Source organism: Pandoraea vervacti (assembly GCF_000934605.2).
GTDB lineage: Bacteria > Pseudomonadota > Gammaproteobacteria > Burkholderiales > Burkholderiaceae > Pandoraea > Pandoraea vervacti.
The window spans coordinates 3,275,613-3,297,735 of the sequence record NZ_CP010897.2; the positions used below are offsets into that span (position 1 = coordinate 3,275,613).

Genomic DNA, 22,123 nt, shown 5'->3' on the forward strand with positions numbered 1-22,123 from the left:
GGGGCTTTTTCGTTCCGGTCGTGAAGTATGTCGACGCGCCGCTCGCCGAGCTTGGCACCCTCGATGCGCTCGCCCCGGACTTGCTGGTGGTGCTGGGCGGCCCGATCGGCGCGTACGATGACGCGCTACACCCGTTCATCGCCGACGAACTCGCGCTCGTCAAACGACGACTCGACGCAGGCAAACCGATTCTCGGCATATGCCTGGGTGCGCAACTGATGGCGCGGGCATTGGGTGCGAAGGTCTATCCGCTGGGCGTGAAGGAGATCGGCTACGCGCCACTCATGCTGACCGACGCGGGACAGACGTCGCCGCTCGCCGCGCTGGGGGATGCGGCGGTACTTCACTGGCATGGCGATCAGTTCGACATTCCGCCGGGGGCGGCACACCTCGCGCGCACCGCTGTCGGTGCACATCAGGCGTTCGCGCTCGGCACCCACGCACTGGGCCTGCAATTTCACCTCGAAGCCGATGCCGCCCGCATCGAATCCTGGCTCGTCGGTCATGCGTGTGAACTGAGCGCGGCGAAGATCGATCCGGCGACATTGCGCGAGGACGCGCGCCGCCATCACGCGCGGCTCTCGGAAGTCGCGCCTGCCGTTATTGGACGTTGGCTCGACGCCATGCCGCCCGGTGCAAACTGAACGACCTGAGCGACCTGAAAGACGCCCGTCGACATGAAAAAGCCAGACGCAAACGTCTGGCTTTTTTTCTCATTTACTGCATGCAAACCACGATTCAGCTACCGGCCTGTGCCGCGATCTCGTCGAAGAAACCGCGCACGATCGGCAGCTCGCGGGTGCGCTTGAATGGCGGCAAGCTCTGCCAGATGCGACGGCCGTAAGGTTTGTCCACGAGACGCGGATCGCAGATCATCAACACGCCCCGGTCGGCCTCGGAACGAATCAGACGCCCCGCCCCTTGTTTGAGCGTAATCACGGCCTGCGGCAACTGGTGCACCGCAAACGGACTCAGCCCCTTCTTCGTCAGCGCGTCGAGGCGCGCTGCCAGCACCGGGTCGTCGGGCGGGGCAAACGGCAGCTTGTCGATAATGACGAGCGAGAGCGCCTCGCCACGCACATCCACCCCTTCCCAGAAACTCTGGCTGCCGATCAGCACCGCATTGCCCAGCGCGCGGAAGCGGTCGAGCAATTCCGTGCGGCTTGCCTCGCCCTGCACGAGCAACGGGTAAGGCCACCCGCGACGTTCGAACTCTTCGCGCAGACGTTCCGCGGCCCGGTTCACCGCACGCAATGTCGTACAGAGCACGAACGCCCGCCCGCCGCTCACCTCCAACACCGGCAATGCGGCGTCGAGCACCGCATCCGTAAAGTTGGGGGCAGACGGTTGCGGCAATCCTCGTGGCACGTACAACAGGCTCTGGTTCGGATAGTCGAACGGACTGGCCAGCGTGAGGGACTTCTGTGCGTCGAGGCCCAACTGGGCGGCGTAGTGCATGAAGTTGCCCTTCACGGACAACGTCGCCGACGTGAAAATCCACGCACGCGGCGCACCGGCACGCTGCTTCGCGAAGATCGGCGCAATCGACAGCGGCGTCTGGTGCAACTGCACCGTCTGCGAAAAGACTTCGATCCAGCGAACCGTCTCGGGCGGCGTATAGGTTTTGTCCGACGGGCCATCGCCTTGCAAGTCGGTGCCAGCGGCCTCCGCCTGGGTGGCCAGCCGCGCGGCTTGCGCTTCGCGCGCCGTCGCGGCCTTCGCAGCCTTCGCCGCTTTTTCCCGCTTGCCGTCCGTAACACGCGGCGCGTCCGGGTCCAGCAACGGCAGCGGCTGCTCGTCCGGCGTCGGCGGTGTCACCCCCAACTGCCAGCGCTCAAGTTGCTCGTGCAACTCCAACGCACGACGCAGACAAGCGCCCAGCGCCTCGGCGCGTTCCGCCTGATGCTGGAGCGTTTCGATCAGGTCTTGCAGCGAGAGATCGACACTCTCGAGCGCGCCGAACAGTTCGTGATCGTCCGGCAATTGCGTCACGGACATGCGCGTGTTGTCCTGCCCGAACGTCAGACGCACGTCGCGTGCCGAGCGCTCGAGGTTCGCACCGAGCTTGACCCAGTCGGCAGCGTCACGCGCGTGAATCAGCCCTTCGGCTACGCAATCGCGCGCCAATTCAAGCAGTTGGCTGGTCGACACCGTCTCGCCGAAGAACAGCGTGGCCGTCTCCGGCAACTGATGCGCTTCGTCGAAAATCACCGTGTTCGCACTCGGCAACAGTTCCGCCATGCCCGTATCGCGCAGCATCACGTCGGCAAAGAACAGGTGGTGATTGACCACCACGAGGTCGGCCTGTTGCGCCTCCTTGCGCGCGAGCATCACAAAGCAGTCCTTGTAACGCGGGCATTCCTGTCCCAGGCAGTTGTCGCGGGTGGAGGTCACCTGTGCCCAGATCGGCGCATTCTCCGGCACCGAGGCGAGTTCGGCCTTGTCGCCGCTGTGCGTGATCTGCGCGAACGTCGTGATCTCACGCAGTTGCGCCGCCTCGTGGCGCGAAGCGAAACGCCCCTCCTGCTGGGCGCGTTCGAGATAGTAGTGACACAGATAGTTCGAACGCCCCTTGAGCATGGCGACCGTCACCGGCACGGCGAGCGCCTTGCGCACGGTGGGAATATCCCGCGCGAAGATCTGGTCCTGCAAATGCTTGGTACCGGTCGAGATGATCGTCTTGCCGCCCCATAGCATGGCCGGCACGAGATACGCGTAGGTCTTGCCCGTGCCGGTGCCCGCTTCGGCGATCAGTGTGTCGTGGGTGTCCATCGCGGCGGCCACGGCGCGCGCCATCTCGGTCTGCGGCTCGCGCGAGCGGTAGCCGTCGATGGCACGCGCGAGCATGCCGCCGTCACCGAAGATTTCCTGCAACTCGCGCTCACGCTTGGGCGCAAGCGGCTTGAGTCCGTGAAATGTGGGGGTATCGGCGCTGGGGGAGAGGTCGGCGGGATCGCTGGCGGCGGAATCGGTCAAAACGGCTCAGAAAACTCGAAGGCGCCGCGAATCGCTCCATGAGCATTCGTGGCGCCGCAATGAAAAATAACCGCGCTGGCGCCGCACACACAGGCGTCCGGTATCGCGCGAAGCTCCGGCTCACCCCGCTCAGGCGGGCTGGTCCGGCGTTTGCTGCACCTGCAGCAAGGTGATCGTGTCCTTGATCTTCAGACGGCGCTTCTTGAGGCGGGTGACCTGAAGTTCGTCGTACGCCGGCTCCGTCAGGAGCTTGTCGATCAGGTAATCCAGATCGCGGTGTTCGATCTGCAACTCGATGATGCGGCGTCCAACGGAGTGAAGATCGTGCTGCATCGTGGCAACTCTCCTGCGACTCTCAATTAATTCCGGTTCCGGCGCCAACGATCGTTCAGCGTCGCTTGCTGGCCTTACTGGGTGTTGCTGGGTATTGCTAGGTATTGCTGAATTTACTGACCCTGGATGGCCTTCTGCGCCGGCGAGCCGCCCGATTGGGACTCGTTACGGCGCGCGTCCGACTTTTGCTGACGCTCGATGGCTTCCTGCTGTTTCTGGTTGTACTTGCGCACGTTCTCTTCGCGCTCTGCCGCCTTCTGTGCTGCGGTGGCCTTCGCTTCGTCGAGCTTCTGCTGCTGTGCAGCCTGTTTCGCATTGTACGACTCGCTGTTGGCCGCACGCTGCGGGGCTTGCCCCGTGCGCTCCGTCACCCGTTGCTGATACTCGGCCTGCTTGGCTTCGTAATCGGCCACGTTCTGGGCTCGCTCGGCGGCGCGCTGAGGCGCCTCGGCAGCGGTTTGCGCGCGCTTGGCTGCGAGACGCTCGTCGCGCTCCGCCGCACGCGCCTTGCGCTCCTGATCTTCCAGCACGAGACGCTGGCTGCGCACCGCCTTGAGCGCCTCACGCTGCTCGTCGCGTGCCTTGTCGATGCAGTAGTTCACGAAGAACTTCGACGCGCACTCGTACTTCGCTTCCGCGAAACGGTAATCGATCCACGCCCGCTGACGATCGAGCACCGCGCGGCGACCGGCAAAATCGTCCTGCGCCGGGTGCATGTCGAGCTGGTCGTCGTAGGGGACGGGCTTGTCGTCCTCGGCCGCCGCCGCTGCGGCGCTGGCCTTGCTGGCGGACGACGGCGATGCGATGCGGTCTGCGGTCGCGTCGAACGGCACCACGGGCACGCGCAGCTGCTCGGTCGTGCGACCCGCCGCTTCCACGGCGCTCAGCCCCTGCGCATACGAGATCCCCGGCGCGGCAGCCGTAGCCGCCATTGCCACTGTCAGGGCGAGTCCGGGAATCGATACGCGCGCACGGGACGTGGCGTCCCGATACGAAACCTGATGTTGATTCAGTCGCGAAAACAATTTATCGAGGGAAATCATGAGGTTGAGCGGAGTCATGCCAAATTTTAGCATTGCCTGCCCGGACGCGCCCGCGGTTTATGGCAAAATGCCCCGCTCCTGGCACTTGGGTAACTCGCAACACTCATGACGCAAAACGTAGCCCTTCAGATCGTTCAACGCATCGCCGACGAACTCGGCGTACAGCCGCGTCAGGTCGCCGCTGCCGTGCAACTGCTGGACGAAGGCGCCACCGTGCCCTTCATCGCCCGCTATCGCAAGGAAGTGACCGATAACCTCGACGACACGCAACTGCGGAATCTCGAAGAGCGCCTGCTGTATCTGCGCGAACTGGAAGATCGCCGTGCAGCGATCCTCACGAGCATCGAGGAACAAGGCAAGCTGACCGACGAACTGCGCACCGCCATCGTGGCGGCCGAAACGAAGCAGACGCTCGAAGATCTCTATCTGCCGTACAAGCAAAAGCGCCGCACGCGCGCCCAGATCGCCCGCGAAGCCGGCCTTGAGCCGCTCGCGCAGGCCCTGCTCGGCGACCCGACGCTCGACCCGCAGGTCGAAGCCGCCAAATTCGTCGACGCCGACAAAGGCGTGGCAGACATCAAGGCAGCGCTCGACGGCGCGCGCGACATCCTCTCGGAGCAGTTCGGCGAGACGGCCGAGTTGCTCGGCAAGCTGCGCGACTACCTGTGGACGCAGGGCGTGGTCTCGTCGAAGGTCGTGGAAGGCAAGGAAAGCGAAGAAGGCGAAAAATTCCGCGACTATTACGACTACGCCGAGCCGATTGCCGCCGTCCCGTCGCATCGCGCGCTCGCGTTGTTCCGTGGCCGCAACCTCGGCATTCTGATGGTCAAGCTGGGCCTGGGCGAAGAGCTCGACGCGCAGGTCCCGCACCCGTGCGAGAGCGTGATTGCCGGGCACTTCGGCATTCGTCAGCAGAACCGCGCCGCCGACAAATGGCTCGGCGATGTGTGCCGCTGGTCGTGGCGCGTGAAGGTGCAGCCGCACCTCGAATCGGAACTGCTCACGCAAATTCGCGAAAGCGCCGAGAGCGAAGCCATCCGCGTGTTCGCACGCAACCTCAAGGCGTTGCTGCTCGCCGCACCGGCCGGCCCGAAGGGCGTGATCGGCCTGGACCCCGGCCTGCGTACCGGCGTGAAGGTCGCAGTGGTCGACGCAACGGGCAAACTGCTCGGCACCGACACCATCTACCCGCACGAGCCCCGCCGCGACTGGGACGGCTCGCTGGCGCGTCTGGCGAAAATCGCCGCCGCCACCGGCGCGCAACTCGTGAGCATCGGCAACGGCACGGCGTCGCGTGAGACGGACAAGCTCGCGCAGGAACTGATCAAGCGCCACCCGGAACTCAAGCTTCAGAAGATCGTGGTGTCGGAAGCCGGCGCGTCGGTGTACTCGGCCTCCGAATTTGCCGCCAAGGAGTTCCCGGAACTCGACGTCTCGCTGCGTGGCGCCGTATCGATTGCGCGCCGCCTGCAGGATCCCCTTGCCGAACTCGTCAAGATCGAGCCGAAAGCCATTGGCGTGGGCCAGTATCAGCATGACGTGAACCAGCGCGAGTTGGCCCGCATGCTCGACGCCGTCGTCGAGGATTGCGTGAACGCCGTGGGTGTGGACGTCAACACGGCGTCGGCGCCGCTGCTCGCGCGCGTATCCGGCCTGAACAGCACGCTCGCGAAGAACATCGTGGACTTCCGCGACAGCAACGGCCCGTTCACCAACCGTGAAGCGCTCAAGAAAGTGCCGCGCCTGGGCGACAAGACGTTCGAACAGGCTGCCGGCTTCCTGCGCGTGAACGGCGGCGACAATCCGCTGGACCGCTCGTCGGTTCACCCGGAGGCGTATCCGGTTGTCGAGCGCATTCTCGCGAAGATCAAGAAATCGATCGGCGAGGTGATGGGCAATGGCTCGGTGGTGCGCAGCGTGTCGCCGACGGAGTTCGTCGACGAGCGCTTCGGATTGCCGACCGTCAAGGACATTCTGACCGAACTGGAAAAGCCCGGCCGCGATCCGCGCCCCGAATTCAAGACGGCGACTTTCCAGGAAGGCGTCGAGAAGCTGACCGACCTGAAGCCGGGCATGCAACTCGAGGGCGTCGTGACGAACGTGGCCGCTTTCGGTGCGTTCATCGACATCGGCGTCCATCAGGATGGCCTGGTTCACGTCTCCGCCATGTCGACGAAGTTCATCAAGGACCCGCACGAAGTCGTGAAGGCTGGCGATATCGTCAAGGTGAAGGTGCTCGAAGTCGACCCGCGCCGTCAGCGCATTTCGCTCACGATGCGCCTGAGCGATGACCTGCCGGTCGCCGGCGCCAGCGACCGTCCGAGCAGTGGTGGCGGCAACGGAGCACGTAGCGGCAGCGGAGGCGGCGGCCATCGCAGCAGCAACGGCGGCGCCCGCCAGCGCGAACCGGAAACGGTCAACGCCATGGCGGCAGCCTTCGCCAAGCTCAAGCGCTGAATGTCCTGAGCGTCCCGCGATGCAGCGACACACGCTGCATCCGGCGCCCAGACGGCAAAAAGCCCACTCGGATGAGTGGGCTTTTTTTCATCTTGCCATCGCGCATCGCTTCCCCGGACGAAGCGAACGCACGCGAACGTGCGCTAGATCTCGATTTTCGTGCCCAGCTCGACCACGCGGTTCGCCGGAATACTGAAGAAGTCGGTCGGCTTGGCGGCGTTCTGATGCATCCATGCGAACAGCCGTTCGCGCCAGATCGACATCCCCGGCAGCTTGGTCGGCACGACGGTCTCGCGCGCCAGGAAGAAGGAAGTGTCCATCAGTTCGAAGTGCATGTCCGTCTTCTCTTCGAGCAGATGCAGCACTTCCTTCACGTCCGGCGTCTCATTGAAACCGAAGGTCGCGACTACACTGAACAGGCCACCGGTGTGGTCCTTGACCTCGATGCGGCTGCTGTCTTCGGCGTATGGCACGTCCAGCGTACGGAAGGTCAGGAAAATCGTGCGCTCGTGCAGAATGCGGTTGTGCTTGAGGTTATGCAGCAGGCTCACCGGCACCAGCGTGTTGCCGCCCGTCAGATAGATTGCGGTGCCCGCCACGCGATGTGGCGGATGCGCCAGCAACCCCTGAAGGAACGGCCCGAGCGGAATCCCGTCGGCCGCCGTGCGCTCGCGCAGCAACTGACGTCCCTTGTGCCACGTCATCAGCATGAAGAACAGGAACGCCCCCAACGCCAGCGGCAGCCAGCCACCCTCTTCGACCTTGATGAGATTGGCACCGAAGAACGCGAAGTCCACCACGAGAAAGCCCGTGATGATGAGTGCGACGAGGAACTTGTTCCAGTTCCAGACCTTGACCATGACCACGCACGCGAGAATCGTCGTAATGACCATCGTCGTGGTCACGGCAATGCCGTACGCCGCCGCCAGATTGCTCGACGACTTGAAGGCGAGCACGATCCAGATGATGACCAGCAGCAGCGACCAGTTGATCACCGGCATGTAGATCTGACCGATCTCGCGATCCGACGTGTGCAGGATCTTCATGCGCGGCACGTAGCCGAGCTGAATCGCCTGGCTCGTCAGCGAAAATGCCCCGGAGATCACGGCCTGCGACGCAATCACGGTCGCCGCCGTCGCGACGATCACCAGCGGCAGCAGGGCCCAGTCCGGTGCGAGCAGGAAGAACGGATTCTCGATGGCCTTGGGATTGGACAGCAGCAACGCGCCCTGACCGAAGTAGTTGAGCGCGAGGGCTGGAAAAACGAGGAACGACCAGGCAAAACGAATCGGACGGATCCCGAAGTGCCCCATGTCGGCGTACAGCGCTTCCGCGCCCGTGAGCACGAGGAAAACGGAGCCGAGCACGATGTACGCCTGCAGCGCGTGCGTCCGAATGAAATGGATACCGTAGTACGGGTTGATCGCCTTGATGATCTCCGGCGCGAGCACCATGTTGTACACGCCGAGCACGCCGAGAATGACGAACCACAGCACCATGACGGGGCCGAACAGGCGTCCGACCTTTGCCGTTCCCGACTTCTGCATCGAGAACAGAATGATCAGGATGACGATGGTGATCGGCAGCACGAATTTGGTCAGCGAGGGCGCGGCGATCTCCAGCCCCTCGACCGCCGACATCACGGAGATGGCGGGTGTGATGACCGCGTCCCCGTAGAACATGCAGGCCCCGAACATGCCCAGCATCATAAGGACCGACGCCCATCGGCTACCCGCACGCACGCTTCGCAGGCTAAGCGCCATGAGGGCCAGCACCCCACCTTCGCCGCGGTTATCCGCACGCATCACGAACAAAACGTACTTGAGGGAAACGACGATCACCAGCGCCCAGAACAACAGCGAGATGATGCCGAACACGGCCTGCTGATTAAACGGAATGCCGTGCTGCGGATCAAAACACTCCTTGAGCGCATAGAGCGGGCTGGTGCCGATATCGCCGAAGACCACGCCGATGGCCGCCACCATGAGCGCGGGCATGGCCTGGGGGCGCTGCCCGTGTCGTATGTTTTGCGTCATAAGGTTTGGGTAATCGCTTTATTGCGCTGCACAAAATGGGCGCTATTCTAACTGGGCGCCGGTTCCCTCGCCAGCCCGGGCAGTTCCTGATCGCCGGGCTTGTGACATGACATGCTTCGCTAGGATATGACGAGGCGGGTCCCATGACCAGTCCCGTACGGCAAGGGTTTTACCCATCTCGGGCGGGTAAGCGTGCGCGTACGCTTACCCGCGTTTCAAGTTGCAAATGCGCGACATATGCCGGACATGCGCGATTCGTCAGTCGACAGTCGCGTCAATTGCGTGTAGCACGGGCCGGGCGTCGCCCGCATCGTCCGGACGTTTGCCGCGCGCCACCATGAAAAAAGCCGCCCGAAGGCGGCTTTCTCACATCTGAAACGTCGAATTGGCGTGCAATTAGCGACGACGCGTGGTCTTCTTCGTCGAGCCCGAGCCCTTGACCGAGCGCACGAGTTCGGAATCGACCGTGTTCTGCTGCGCTTCCAGCGAGCGAATCTGGCCCTGCACGTCGCTCAGGCGAATGCGAGCTGCGCTGCGTTCGGTCTCCAGTGCCGCGGCCTGTTCGCGCACGGCCTGCTGATTCTGGGCCAGTGCCTGTTCCTGCTGACGCTGAATATTCAGATCGTTCTGCACGGCGTTCAGGCGCGTTTCGCTCTCGGCCAGCTGACGCTCGATCATCGCCTTCTGCGCTTCGAGCTTGATGCGATTGATCTCGACGTCGGCGAGCACCTGCGTCTGGTGGACGAAGTCGGCATACAGCGATTCCGCCTTCTTCTCATTGGCAAGCTTGACGACGCGCCAGAACTGGCCTTCGTGGAACAGCGCCACGTAATAGCCAAGCGTCTGCGGGTAGAACAACAGGCTCGCCCCGTAACGGCCGTTGTATGTGGTGCGAAGTTCGGTGACTTCCTTGTTCTGGATGCGATCGCGCAGTTCCTGGATCGTGCCCGATGCCGCAGCCGATGCCGATGCCGATGCCGATTGTGCAGGCACTGCCGGCGCAGCGATCTGCGCGGACGTCGCGCCGGTCACATCACGGACCGCGTCGGCTGCCATGGCCGACGTTCCCCAGGCTGCCAGGCATGCCACCCCCACGCCCAACCACAACCGCCCCCGGCAATCACTGATTTTCATCTGATCTGTTTTCCTGTTATCGACCGGATCGTTGTACGACCCTTATTCGTCGCATTCACTCGCCACCCCGGACTCCGTCCCGAGGATCTGATCCCTGCGTATTTGTGGAATGATAACCGCATGCCCGCAATAGCCGACAATTCTATCCATTGAGACGCGCACTTCCAAGCGGGGAATGCGTTATTGTCGCTGCGCGATTTCATCTGTTGATACGGCGCAACTCGGCGGCCTCGCGACTTCCGGTTGACGGAATATGCTTGTCAGAAAAATCCCGTCAAGGAAGGCCATATTGAGGCGTTGCCCACGCAGTGCGCGTTAAGGGCGTCTGCCCGGCAAAGACGTCCCGGTTGCGCCACGCCGGCCCGGTCAAATCCGGATTCGTCCGTGGCCGGGTTCACCCTTCATATTCGCTGGCCAGTTCGGAGTCGTTGCCGAGAATCTGGTACTTGCGCATTTTTTCCCAGAGCACCTTGCGACTGATGCCCAACGCGTTCGCGGTGTCCTGACGCCGCCAGCCGTTGGCGTCGAGCGCGGCGACAATGCGCGCGCGCTCGGTCGCATCCCAGCGGGCGCCCACTGCGCTGCCCCGCGCGCCCTCTTCAGGGCGCGTCACCGTGCCCATCGACAGCGCGTCGAAGATTGGCCGAATGCGCCGCTCGTCCCAGCCCCCCAGTTGCCGGTAAATGATGCCCACACGCTCCGCGATGTTGCGCATCTCGCGCACGTTGCCGGGAAACAACCCGTTTTCGACCCGTTCGCGCAACCATGGCGGTACCTGCGCGCCAATTTCGCTGTCGCCTACGACCTTGCCGAGATACGCGCAGAAGACGGCGAGCTTGTCGACCGGTCCGCGCTCTTCCAGACTCGGGATATGAAGCTCGATCACGGCGAGGCGATAAAACAGGTCGGCACGGAACAATTCGTCGCGCACCATGGACTTGAGGTTCTTGTTGGTGGCCGCGACCAGCCGGAAGTCGAGCTTCACGGGCTGCGCCGAGCCCAGACGCGTCACCGCGCTGTCCTCCAGCACCCGCAGCAGCTTGACCTGCTGATACAACGGCAGATCGCCGATTTCGTCGAGAAACAGCGTGCCGTCGTTGGCCTGCTCGAAATACCCCTTGTGCGAGTACAGCGCCCCGGTGAACGCGCCCTTGGCATGACCGAAGAAGTGCGATTCGAACAAGCCGTCCGGAATCGCGCCGCAGTTCACGGCAACGAACGGACCCTTTCCGTAATGACTCTGCTTGTCGTGCAGCAACCGGGCGATACGTTCCTTGCCCACGCCCGTCTCGCCATGGATCAGCACATTCGAGTCGCAATCGGCGAACGCGTCGACTTCGGCCAGCAGATCGAGCATGGCGCTCGATTGCGCGACGAGCGGATCGGCCGGCATCGGCGCGCTGTCGGCTTCGGCAATGGCGCCGGAGAGCTTGAAGATGAGGGTGCGCAGTTCCGCCCCGGTGAAGTCGAGCGTGAGGATGTTGCTGTACTCGGGCGGAAACACGCGTGCGTCGTTTTCGCGCGCGGTCGTGGCCACCCAGATCACGGGCATGCCGTGGCCGAGTTGCCATTCGCGGGCGTTGGTCGACGCGCCTTCGATCACCGACACGCTCACGACCGCGATGGACGGACGCGTCTTCGTCCGCTCACGCGACAGATCGATGCCGTCGGCGCGAATGACTTCCATGTCGAAGCTCGCTAGGCAGTGGGCGACACGGTCGGCGATATCCGACTTGCCCTCCCAGACATACACATCGAGATCTTCGCGTACAGGCTTGCTTTTCATGCTTATCCGCTCGTTGGCGAACGCCCCCTGGCGCTCGTCATGGTCAAGTTCAGTGCACCGCCTCTACCCGACTTCGGGAATCACTGATCGCATTTTTCATGAAGTCCCTCATCTGCTTGCCAACGTTTCCCGCGTCGTCCGCTGCGCTGCGCACCCATCGCGCCCCCAGCGACGCTAGTACACCAGTTGCACCAGCCCGTTCTGACAGTTGATGCTATCGACCGTCACCGTCGTCATGCCCAGCGTGATGCCCAGCGAGGACAGCAACGTGTTGATGACGTTGCTCAGCGGCGTGAGCAGCGGGTTGAGCAAGGTGTAGAGCACGCTGCCCAGGACTGGGGAAACGTTCGATGTGCTGATCGAACTTGCGACGGTGTCGATACGGCATTGCCTTCCCCCCAGATTGCATATCGTATCGGCGATGCCGCTGAGCAACCCGCTCACGATCCCGTTCAGCGTAGTGATCAGTCCGCTCACGATTCCCGTCACGCCACCGACCACCTTCGGCAGGTTGAGGGTCAAGACCGCCCCGAGCGTGTTATTGAGCGACCCGGCCAGATCGTTCAGCCCCTTCGCTGCATTGCCGAGAAAGCTGTTGACCGTCGAGATGGACAACGCCGTAAGTGCCGGCGGCACGTTGTCGACCAGTGCGGTGGCAACGGGCTGTGAGGAGGACGTTCCACCACCGGCGCTTACGTCGAGAGAGAGCCCGGTGACCAATGCGGTAACGATCTTGCTCAGGTCCACGCTCGATCCGATCGGCCCTACCTTTTGCGGAAACGGTCCGGCGAACGTAATCGGCGCCGGCGAATTGGTCACGAGAGAAAGGTTGACGTTCGCACCGACGTCAATGAGGCCGAGCAACGTCGCGATGCTCGTGCGCTGTGTCATGAGCGTGGTGCAACTCGCCGGGTTCGTCTGCACGTCGACACCGGCAGCCGTACCGCCGACGCAGACATTCACCAGCCCCGAATTGACTTGCAACGTCGTCGACGGCGTCGCGCCGCACTGCAATGCGGTCACCGTCGCCGTTGACTGCGCGAGCTCCAGCACCAGCGGCAGATTCAGGGTCGTGCCCGCTGCGCTGAGCAGTCCGCCCAGCGGTCCCGCGCCCGATGCCGCCGAGTTGACCGTCAGGAATAGCCGCACCTGCGCATTGGTCGCTGTCGCGCCGATTCCCCCAACGCCGATCTGCGGTGGCGAAATGACCCGTGCAACGACAGACACCGTGCCGCCGAGAATCGACAGCGACGGCACCGCCACGGCGTTGCTGCCGTTTGCCCCGATGACGGCGGCCGTAATCAGGTCGGCGATTCCGACATTTGCGCTTAGCGCATTCGCCGCGCTCACGCCGGCGGCATCGATATTGGCAATGATGCCCGGCGTCGTCGCCGTGCCGAGCAGGTTGACCGGCACATTCAGCACCGGGCTGTTGGCGAACACGTTGACGAGGTTGTTCATCGCCGTGACGGACGCCGACAGCGCACCATTTTGCGTGGCAAGCGCGGTATTCGTCGCGCTCAGCAACGTGCCCACCGTCAGGTTTTTCACGGCGGCCACCCCCGAGAGCGATGCGACGCTGACATCCCCCGTCACTGGCACGCCCAGCGCCTGCAACAGCCCCTTGGGCGTGATGTTCACCCCAACGAGCTGTTGCGCCGCGCCGACATACACTGAGGGCGTGATACCGATCGACGTCAGCAGCGGCGCGAGCACGGAATTGCTCGCATTGAGCGCCAGCAGACCCGAGTCGACCGTAAAGGTCACGACCGCAGGCGCCTTGCGCGCGACCGCCGTCGCACCGATCGTGCGCGTGCCGGCCAGTTGGAAGAACGACGGCACGCCCAAGGACAACGTCACTGAGACGGCGTTGCCGCTTGCCGCATTGGCTGGCGTGGCCGCCACGAACGTGCCCGGCGTGGTCGACGACGGCGGCGGCGAGGTCCAGATACCGCAGGATGTCGAGATCGTGAGTCCGCTCACGTTGCTGCCGAGGTTCGACGTGAGGTTCGCGCGCGCGACCGTGTCGAACGACGTGGCGTTGGCGCAACCGGGGAGCGTCTGCGCGCCGGCGAGCGCAGCCATGTCGGCGGCGCGTTGCAGTTCGCGCCGCTTCATGAACGCAGAGCCGGCGTCGATGGCGAACGCCAGAATCAGCACGACGAATACGAAAATGTAGGCAAGGATCGGCACCGAGCCGCGTTGACGGCCAAGGAACATCCTTGGCCGTCTCTCGCGATTCGCCGCCCTCGCCCGCCGCTCATGCGCACGCGCAGTCATGGCGCATCACTGGCTGACGCCAGTCCCCATCGCCGCAGGCGCGGCCCCGCCACCGCCACCACCACCGCCTCCGCCCCCCGAACCGTTGGTACTCTGAACCATCGTCTCGAAGAACGCCGGAATCGGATAGTTGAAGCTGTCGAGATACCGTTTGTAAGCGCGAGACGCGGTCGCACCTAGCATGGGCAGTCCGCGTCCGGCAGCGAGGTTATTGCCCTGAACGGCCAGCAGCGCTTCGGTCTCGTCGCCCAGCATGCCGTCTCGCGCCGGCTCGCCCACGCGCGGCGGCGTGGTGCGGCGAACCACGTTGGTCGGCGTGCGGGCCGCCTCCTGAACCGGGGCGACCTGCGCAGCAGGGGCTGGTTGGACGACGGTGCTGGCGACCGGCGTCTGCTGTGCTGTCTGCGTCGTTTGCCCGGTGGACGCTGCCGCCGAAGCGGACACAGAAGGTGCGGCAGACGGCGCAGCTACCGTTCGGGCATCGACACCGCCCATGGCGCCCGTTACCGGCGCGTTGCTTTGCGCCGCTGCCCCACTCGTCCACAGTGCCGCGCCCAACGCGGCGCAGAGCGTGAGCACGGCGAGTCCGCGTTGCGTCGTCTGCATCGGCCGCGCGCCTCGCATTTCCTGAGTTTTCTGGACTGCCATCATCGCGTCTCCCTGATGTTGCGTGAACCGCAACGCCTGCCTCTTGCCGTTGGACTTCGTCGCCTCTTGCTTCGCCGTGGCTCACCGCGCAGCTTCGCACCTTGCCGTTCCACACGTCACCGCACACCCGCGACGAATTACTGCGAATGCGCAAAGCGATCAAGCATCGACGTCGGCATGTCGCTGCGTGTCGCATCGCCCGCGCGGGCGAGTTTGGCGCTTGCGCCCGCCGGGGCCGGGGCAGCCACCGCCTTTGTCGTGTCCGTTTGCGTGTCGTTGTTCGCCGCCGACGGTGCAATAGACGCCGCTGCCTGCGCCGCCACACGTGCGGCGGCGGCATCGGCAGCCTGCTTGCGCGCCTTGGTATGCGCACGGATATCGGCCGCGAGCTTGTTGATGGCCTCGCGCGTGGCCGGCGGCATCTTGGCGTTCGTCATCATGTCGTCGGCGCGCGCACGCTCGCCCGTCACCACGAGATAGACCGCCAGATTGCTGAGCACCTTGCGGCTGTCCGGACGCAACTCGGCAGCCTGCGCCAATGGCACGCGCGCGCCGGCGGCATCGCCGTTACTCAACAGCGCAAAGCCGAGATCGCTCAGGTAGAACGGCTCGGTCGGCGCGCGATTCACCGCTTCGCGAAGGGCCTGCGCCGCTGCGGCGTAATCCTTGCGCTGCGCCGCCACCAGCCCGATACCGTGCCATGCGGCGGCCGCTTCGGTGCTGCCGAGCAACGCGCGATACGCCTGCTCGGCCAGCTCCGGCTGCCCCGTCTCGCGCAGCGCGTCGGCGCGCAGAATATCGACGTCCGGCGCGGCGCCGTACTGAATCCGGAATTGCTCGATATGGGCGAGCGAGGCGAAATAGGAGCCCTGTTCCTGCGACTGCCGGATCATCGACAGATACAGCTCGCGCGTATCCGGCCTGGCCAGCTTGGCTTTCTCCTCGTCGTTCTGCTGCGCCTGCATGAGCGCGGCGGCCGAAGGCGCGCCATAGCCGCCGAGGGTCGGGCCGCTGCCGCACCCGGCAAGGAGCGCCGCACAGACGGTGCACAGGAGCGCGGCCGAAGCCCGTGCGGCAACCTCGCGGGCGCCACGCCGCGCTTGCTCGCGCAAGCGCAAAGGTGTCGGTGTCAGTGTCGGAATGGGCGACATCACATGGCCTCCATGGATTTGGCGAGCGACAGGATCGCGGGGCCTGCGACCACGAGCATCAGCGCGGGCAACAGCGTGAGCATCATGGCAAGCGTCATCTTGACGGTGAGCTTGCCGATGCGCTCCTTCATCGTCTGACGTCGCTGCTCGCGCAAGCGATCGCTGAATTGTTGCAACGGTTCCTGTACGGCGCCGCCGTGCTGTTCGACCTGCACGATCAGTCGCACGAGCGCGCGCAGATCGTCGTTGTCGTAGACTTCGCGCAATCGCCCCATCGACGCCTCGCGACCGCGCCCCGACGCGTACTGACGATTGGCCGCCTCGAATTCCTTGGAGAGAATCGGCAGCACTTCACGAAAATCGGAGACCACGACGTACAGACTCTGATCCATCGATAATCCGACGCCCTGCAACAGACGCAACAAGTCGATGAGCAACGGCAGTTCGTCAATCAGTGCACGACGACGCTCCGCCGCCTTGCGCTGGACGTAAAACTTGGGGGCCATCAGCCCCGCGCCGGCAGCGCCAACGAGGCGCAAAATCGTGCCAAGCCCACCGCTACCGGGAAACCAGAGCCACACGAGCAGGGGAAGCACGACCGCCAGCGTCACGCGGGCGAACAGAAACAATGATTTGGCGCGCGTGCTGTCGTAGCCGCATTGCGCGAGCAGCAGCCGGTCTTCCGCCGCGATGAGGCTTTGCCCGAGACGCGTCTCCGACCATTGCTTGCCGAGCGCCGCCGCGCGATCGAGCAACCCGCGCCAGCCGCGCTGTGCGCTTTGCACGCTTTCCTGCGACGCGTCGTCCGGCATCGAACGCGAGCCCACCGGCGCGGTGGCCGCGCGAAGCGCCGCGAGCGCCTGCTGTTGACGGCTCGCGAGCACCTGATCGATCATGCGACCGCTGCGTCCCTGGCGAATCGCGCGCAAGACGATGGCCGACGCGGCCAGCAGCAGACCTGCCGCGACCATCAGCAGGCCGAGCATCATCCACGTTTGCGAGTCAGCCGTCAGGGACGAAAAATTCATGGCGTCACCTCAAAGCGACTTGGCCAGGCGATACAGCACGAACCCGCCGAAGATTTCCAACCCCATGCCGATGGCCAGCAGCTTCTGCCCTGCGGCTTCCTTGAACATCGGCTCGAAGAACGCCGGATTGAGCAGCATGAGCATCGCACTCACGACGATCGGCAGCGCCGCGAGCACCCACGCCGACATGCGCGTCTCGGACGACAAGGCGAACAACTCCGCCTGCGCCTGTTCGCGATCGCGCATGAAGCCCGACATACGCGCCAGAATCTGATCCGCCCGTCCACCAAAGCGCGTCGAGAGATCGACCACCGACGCGAACAGGTAGATCTCCTCGACCTGATACACCCGCGCAATGTGCTTGAGCGCCACGTCCAGATCCACCCCCGCCTGCACCTGACGCACCGCGCGTTCGAGCAGTTCGCGCAACGGCTGATCGGTATTGCCTGCGGCCGACTGGAACGCCGCCGGCAAGCTGTTGCCGACGGTCAGCATGCGCACCATGCCATCGAGAAACACCGGCAACTGGCGCACGATATCGCGGTGACGACGCGCCGCCTTGAGCCAGTAACGCAGCACTACGCCCACGACATACAGCAGCAGAATCACGATGGCCGACAGCGGCCCGTTCCAGGCCCAGAACCCGAGCATGAGCAACACGCCGGGGGCAATCAACGTGAGGTAGAACGTCGAGTCGGTATGCACGCCCGCGCGCTCGAAAAAAAACTCCCACGGCAGCGATTTGCGGCGCGATGCACGCACCTCGCCCGTCTCGCTTCCGGCAAATCGCGGCGCGCTTTGCGCCAGTTGCCGCTCGAGAAACGCGCTGGTGGCCTGCTCGCGTGCGCGCTGATGCGAGCGACGCCACAGCTCCAGTCCCGCAGCCACCAGCAGCAGCGCGATGCAGGCGACCCACAGCACGATGGGATTCATCGACGGCGTCCGAAAAAGCCGCCCCCGCCCCCGTTCTCCGGCGGCACGTTGCCTTGCTGGGATTGCAGGGCGGCGGCGGCATTGCGCGTTTGTTCCTTGTAGCGTTGCAGCTTCGGCGAATGCGGCTGGAGCCCGAGCGACACCCACTTGTCCTTCTCTTCGCCGTCCGGCCCGATGATGGATTCGTGGCGGAACAACTCCTGCGTCGAGATCACCGTATCGGACACGCCCGTCACCTCGGTAATCGAGAGTATGCGTCGACGTCCGTTCGACAGCCGCCCGATCTGCACGATGAAGTCGAGCGCGCTCGTGATCTGTCGACGCAGGCTGCTTTCGCTGCCCTGAAAGCCCGCGAAGCCCGCCAGCATCTCCAGACGATAGAGACATTCACGCGGTGAATTGGCGTGGATCGTCGCCATCGACCCTTCGTGCCCCGTGTTCATCGCCTGCATCATTTCCAGCACTTCCGAGCCACGGACTTCGCCCACGATAATGCGGTCGGGACGCATGCGCAGACTGTTGCGAATCAGATCGCGAATTGTCACCTCGCCGGAGCCGTCGAAGCCCCCCTGACGCGATTCCAGTCGCACCACGTGGGGGTGATTGAGCGAGAGTTCGGCCGTGTCTTCGACCGTCACCACCCGCTCGGTCGCCGGGATGAAACTCGCCAGCGCGTTGAGCAGCGAGGTCTTGCCCGAGCTGGTGCCGCCGGACACGAGAATGTTGCAGCGCGAGCGCACCGCCGCTTCGAGCAGGTTGTAGATTTCTTCGTTAAAACTGCCCAGCGCGAGCAGATCCGACGGTTTGAGCGGGTCCTTGCGGAACTTGCGAATGGACACCACCGGCCCGTCGACCGCAAGCGGTTCGATCACGACGTTCAGACGACCGCCATCAGGCAGGCGCGCATCGACCATCGGATTCGATTCGTCCAGACGGCGGCCGATCGGCGCGAGAATGCGGCGCACGATACGCAGCAGGTGCTGGTTGTCCGAGAAGCGCAACGCTTCGCGTGCGAGCACACCGCGACGCGAGACGTACACGTCGTTGTAGCCGTTGATCAGAATATCTTCGACGGCCGCGTCGGCGAGCAGATCCTCGATGGGACCGAAGCCCGCCAGCTCCTTCGTCAACGCATCGGAGATCTGGCGCAGTTCCGCTTCGTTGATCGGAATGCGACGCAGACGCACGAAGCCGTCCATCTCCAGATCGACGAACTGCTGAATGGCGCTGCGGCTCCAGCGCCCGAACTCGGCGCCAAGCTCCTCGATGCGTGCGAGCAGATGTTCATGCGCAGCGGTCTTGATGTCCTGGAACTGTTGTGAATTGGCAAACGCGCGCTTGTCGTCGGCAAATTCGATGGAGTCGGTCATATCAGTGCTTTCCCATGAATCGGCCTAGCCAGCTTGACGACTGGCGGTGTGAAGCGGCACCCGCGTGCTGGGCGGACAGCAGACGTTCCACTAGCGGTTGCAGCGCGCGCACGTAGGGGTCGCCGCGTGCCGTATCGAGGATCAGTTTGCCCTGATTGGTCGCCGAGAGCATCGCGAGGGGGCGATCGGGCAGCGTGGCGAGCAGCGGCACATCGAAGCGCTTGGCGATCTGGTCGGCCGCCATGCCGTAGCGCGGATCGTAGCGATTGAGCACGAGGTGAAGGTGACTACGCTCCACGCTTTTCTCTTCGAGATCGCGTAGCATCGACGCGAGCGAGACGATCGCACCCACGCTCTGATCCACCACGAGCCAGACTTCGTCGGCCGCGCGCACGAGGCTCGCGACAAATGCCGGATTCGAGAAGCCGCCGAGGTCGGCCACGATCAGATCGAAGAACGCGCGCAGACGATCGGTCAGGGCGAGCGCGTCGGCGGCGGCAACGCTGCGCATGTCGCCCAGGTCGAGCGGCAAGGGCAGCACGGCCAGCCCGCTCGGGGCATGAGAGAGCGCAGTGTGCACCAGCGTTTCGTCGAAGCGACGCAGATTCTGAACGGCTTCGGCGAAGCTGAACTGGCTTTGCGTGTTCAGGTACAGCAGGCCGTCGCCCGAAGGCAATCCCAGATCGAGCAGCGCGACGTGGCCCAGCAACGACGTGTCGAATTTGTCGTCCTTGTTGCCATTGCCGGCCTTGGCCGACTTGGCTGCGCGCTCCGGGTTGGCGCCCACGGCCAACTCCTGTCCCAGTTGCGACAGATGCGCGGCGAGCGTGCTGCATCCGACACCGATGCGTGCGCCGAGCAGTACGACGAAGCGACCGTGCCGTTGCGGCGCGGCGGTGCTCGTCGCGCTGGGCGTGTGGTCGATGACACGGCGAACGACTTCGAGCGCTTCTTCGTGCGTCGAATGCATGTCGATGAAGTCGTGAACCCCCGCGCGTATGGCCGCTTTCATGCCGTCGGCCCGCACCATCGAGCCGACCGCCACGAGCGGCAGCTTGGGCGCCACGCGCTTGAGTATTTGGGCGAGTTCGGTCGCCTGCGCGATGCCGCCATCGGCCGGCGCTTCGGCGTGTCCGGTCGGCTCGCCCGAGAAGTCGAGCAACACGACTTGCGGGTCGAGATCGCCGATGCGCTGCTGCAATTGGGCCGGGCGTCCGGCTTCCTGCAGCACAACGCCCTCTTCGCGCAAAGCCGCCGACAGCCACTGTCCGTGGCCGGCATGTGCGCTGCAAAAAAGAAAGCGATGCAACTCAGTCATGGTGTCCAGTATTCGCGTCGGTGCGTTCATTTATGCACTCCTCACTACCCCATCCCGACTCTCGTCAATGCCCCGCCCGATTCTGCCTTGCCACCGGCCGATCGCATCGGCCCCGGCGTGCGCGTCATTTCGAGAAGCCCGGTAGTTCGCTGTCGCTTGCCACGCCCATCAGATAGGCGCCCCACACCTGGCCCGGCCGCTTCTCGCGGGTGTCCCCCGGCAACGGCAGCGCCACGTCCCGGGAAACCGGCTTGACCAGACGCGGCGTGACGATAATGACCAGTTCCTTTTCGGTACTGTTGTACTTCAGATTGCGGAAAAACGCGCCGATAAGCGGCAAATCGCCGAGCAGCGGCACCTTGTCCACGGCGGCGGTGGTCGTGCGCGAAATCAACCCGCCGATGATGAAACTCTCACCGTCGCCGAGCTCGACCGTCGTATCCGCGCGACGTGTGGAGATCGCGGGAATCTGCGTCGAGGCGATCACCACGGCATTCGTATAGTCGAGATCGGACGCCTCCGGCGCGACCTTCAGCGCAATGCGGTTCGGCGACAGGATCGTCGGTGTGACCGTCAGGCCGACACCGAACGACTTGTAGACGATGGTCGTCGTGCCCAGCCCCCCCGACTGCGGCACTGGCAACTCGCCACCGGCCAGAAAGCTCGCGCTCTGGCCTGAGAGCGCGACCAGCGTTGGTGCGGCGAGCACGCGCCCCAGACCGTTCGACTGCAGCAGATCGATCTCTGCCGACAGGTTGAACGCCCCTCGCGTAATCGTGCCGAAGAACGAACCGAAGTTCGGCACTGCGCCACTGCCCGAGAAGGCCGAATTCAGCTTCGATCCGATGCCGAAACTCCCGGAACCCGATGTCCGCGATGCGCTGAAGCTCGCGCCCAACTGGTTCAGGATGTTGCGGTTGACTTCGACAATCTTCACATCGACCTGCACGACACCGGTCTCGCCCACGGTCGAGCGATCGACGACCACACCGCCCTTGCCCGTGGCGTCCACCGCCGCCGCCTGCAGGCCGCTATGCTCCATCACGGACCCGGCGTGACCTTTGATGACCGCCGCGTTGCCGCGCGCGTCCACACTGGCCGTGCCGCTGTCGCCGAGCGCGCCTTGCAGGCTGCCCTGCACGTGGATCTCCCAGTGCCTCGCCTCGCTGCCCGCTGACCATGTCGAGACCTGCGTCGTTCCCGCCTTCTTGCCGACGATCAGGACCGAGCCGCGCCGCCCGCCCGAGCCCTTGAGCACGACCACATCTGCGACCTTCGGGTCCGCGACGGCCACGCGCTCCAGCTTGCCGGAGACGGGCAGCTCGCGTTGTTCGTCCACGCCCAGCGTGAGCGAACGCGCCCCGGCGGATACCGCACTATCTGCCGCGTCGGCCATGCGCACAGCCACGGTAGCTGCGCAGGCCAGCATCGCGGCTAGGCACAGCAACCTTCCCGTGACACGTCTGGTTTCTCGTCTGGCAGTGCGAACCTGGCTTCTGATCATGGCGTGGCTGTATCGGTCACTGTGTCGGTTGAGTGGCGCGGGCAGGTTATCGGCTCCCGGGGTCCTGCGTCACTGGATCTACGCGTCGGTGTAATTCGGTGCAACTCGGTTCAATTCAGGTCAAGT

16 protein-coding genes are annotated in these 22,123 nt (G+C 64.3%); 2 read left to right on the forward strand and 14 right to left on the reverse strand.

Features of this window, described 5'->3' with window-relative positions; genetic code table 11:
* The first annotated feature begins 20 nt into the window (after positions 1-20).
* The gene (locus UC34_RS14325) at positions 21-644 is read left to right on the forward strand and encodes a glutamine amidotransferase (RefSeq protein ID WP_052811057.1); all 624 of its coding nucleotides are present in this window, start codon (positions 21-23) and stop codon (positions 642-644) included.
* Between the two features lie 94 nt (positions 645-738).
* On the opposite strand, the gene UC34_RS14330 is transcribed toward UC34_RS14325, so the two are convergent.
* From UC34_RS14330 to UC34_RS14340, 3 genes are all read right to left on the reverse strand, one after another.
* A complete protein-coding gene (locus UC34_RS14330; protein ID WP_044456084.1) occupies positions 739-2,976 on the reverse strand; it encodes an ATP-dependent DNA helicase in 2,238 nt (745 codons plus the stop codon).
* Between the two features lie 129 nt (positions 2,977-3,105).
* Entirely contained in the window at positions 3,106-3,309 is a 204-nt protein-coding gene (locus UC34_RS14335; protein WP_044456085.1) for a YdcH family protein, read from the reverse strand.
* 113 nt (positions 3,310-3,422) lie between these two features.
* Entirely contained in the window at positions 3,423-4,370 is a 948-nt protein-coding gene (locus UC34_RS14340) for a hypothetical protein (protein ID WP_052811058.1), read from the reverse strand.
* Between the two features lie 87 nt (positions 4,371-4,457).
* Between UC34_RS14340 and UC34_RS14345 the strand changes: the two genes are divergently transcribed.
* Positions 4,458-6,809, forward strand: coding sequence for a Tex family protein (locus UC34_RS14345; protein WP_044456086.1), 2,352 nt, complete (start codon positions 4,458-4,460; stop codon positions 6,807-6,809).
* A gap of 143 nt (positions 6,810-6,952) precedes the next feature.
* Here UC34_RS14345 and UC34_RS14350 read toward each other — a convergent pair whose 3' ends face one another.
* The 11 genes from UC34_RS14350 to UC34_RS14400 all read right to left on the reverse strand — a co-directional run bounded on the left by UC34_RS14350 (position 6,953) and on the right by UC34_RS14400 (position 21,889).
* The gene (locus UC34_RS14350) at positions 6,953-8,845 is read right to left on the reverse strand and encodes a potassium transporter Kup (RefSeq protein WP_044456087.1); all 1,893 of its coding nucleotides are present in this window, start codon (positions 8,843-8,845) and stop codon (positions 6,953-6,955) included.
* Positions 8,846-9,241: 396 nt separating this feature from the next.
* Positions 9,242-9,979: a DUF2968 domain-containing protein gene (locus UC34_RS14355; protein WP_044456088.1), complete on the reverse strand. Its 738-nt coding sequence runs from the start codon at positions 9,977-9,979 to the stop codon at positions 9,242-9,244.
* 394 nt (positions 9,980-10,373) lie between these two features.
* The gene (locus tag UC34_RS14360; protein WP_044456089.1) at positions 10,374-11,765 is read right to left on the reverse strand and encodes a sigma 54-interacting transcriptional regulator; all 1,392 of its coding nucleotides are present in this window, start codon (positions 11,763-11,765) and stop codon (positions 10,374-10,376) included.
* 174 nt (positions 11,766-11,939) lie between these two features.
* Complete coding sequence (locus UC34_RS14365; protein ID WP_044456090.1) at positions 11,940-13,985, reverse strand: pilus assembly protein TadG-related protein; 2,046 nt, start codon at positions 13,983-13,985, stop codon at positions 11,940-11,942.
* A 66-nt stretch (positions 13,986-14,051) separates the two neighbouring features.
* Positions 14,052-14,651: a DUF3613 domain-containing protein gene (locus tag UC34_RS25855; protein WP_052811060.1), complete on the reverse strand. Its 600-nt coding sequence runs from the start codon at positions 14,649-14,651 to the stop codon at positions 14,052-14,054.
* Between the two features lie 179 nt (positions 14,652-14,830).
* Positions 14,831-15,844: a tetratricopeptide repeat protein gene (locus tag UC34_RS14375; protein WP_052811061.1), complete on the reverse strand. Its 1,014-nt coding sequence runs from the start codon at positions 15,842-15,844 to the stop codon at positions 14,831-14,833.
* Positions 15,844-16,872: a type II secretion system F family protein gene (locus tag UC34_RS14380; RefSeq protein ID WP_084070657.1), complete on the reverse strand. Its 1,029-nt coding sequence runs from the start codon at positions 16,870-16,872 to the stop codon at positions 15,844-15,846. Before UC34_RS14380 ends, UC34_RS14375 begins: the two co-directional genes overlap by 1 nt.
* Positions 16,873-16,881: 9 nt before the next feature.
* Positions 16,882-17,805, reverse strand: coding sequence for a type II secretion system F family protein (locus UC34_RS14385; protein WP_044456091.1), 924 nt, complete (start codon positions 17,803-17,805; stop codon positions 16,882-16,884).
* Positions 17,802-19,175, reverse strand: a complete 1,374-nt coding sequence (locus tag UC34_RS14390) for a CpaF family protein (RefSeq protein WP_044456092.1) — start codon at positions 19,173-19,175, stop codon at positions 17,802-17,804. Before UC34_RS14390 ends, UC34_RS14385 begins: the two co-directional genes overlap by 4 nt.
* 1 nt (position 19,176) lies before the next feature.
* Entirely contained in the window at positions 19,177-20,493 is a 1,317-nt protein-coding gene (locus tag UC34_RS14395) for a CpaE/TadZ family protein (protein WP_157123195.1), read from the reverse strand.
* A gap of 124 nt (positions 20,494-20,617) precedes the next feature.
* Positions 20,618-21,889: a type II and III secretion system protein family protein gene (locus tag UC34_RS14400; protein WP_237165112.1), complete on the reverse strand. Its 1,272-nt coding sequence runs from the start codon at positions 21,887-21,889 to the stop codon at positions 20,618-20,620.
* Between the last annotated feature and the right edge of the window lie 234 nt (positions 21,890-22,123).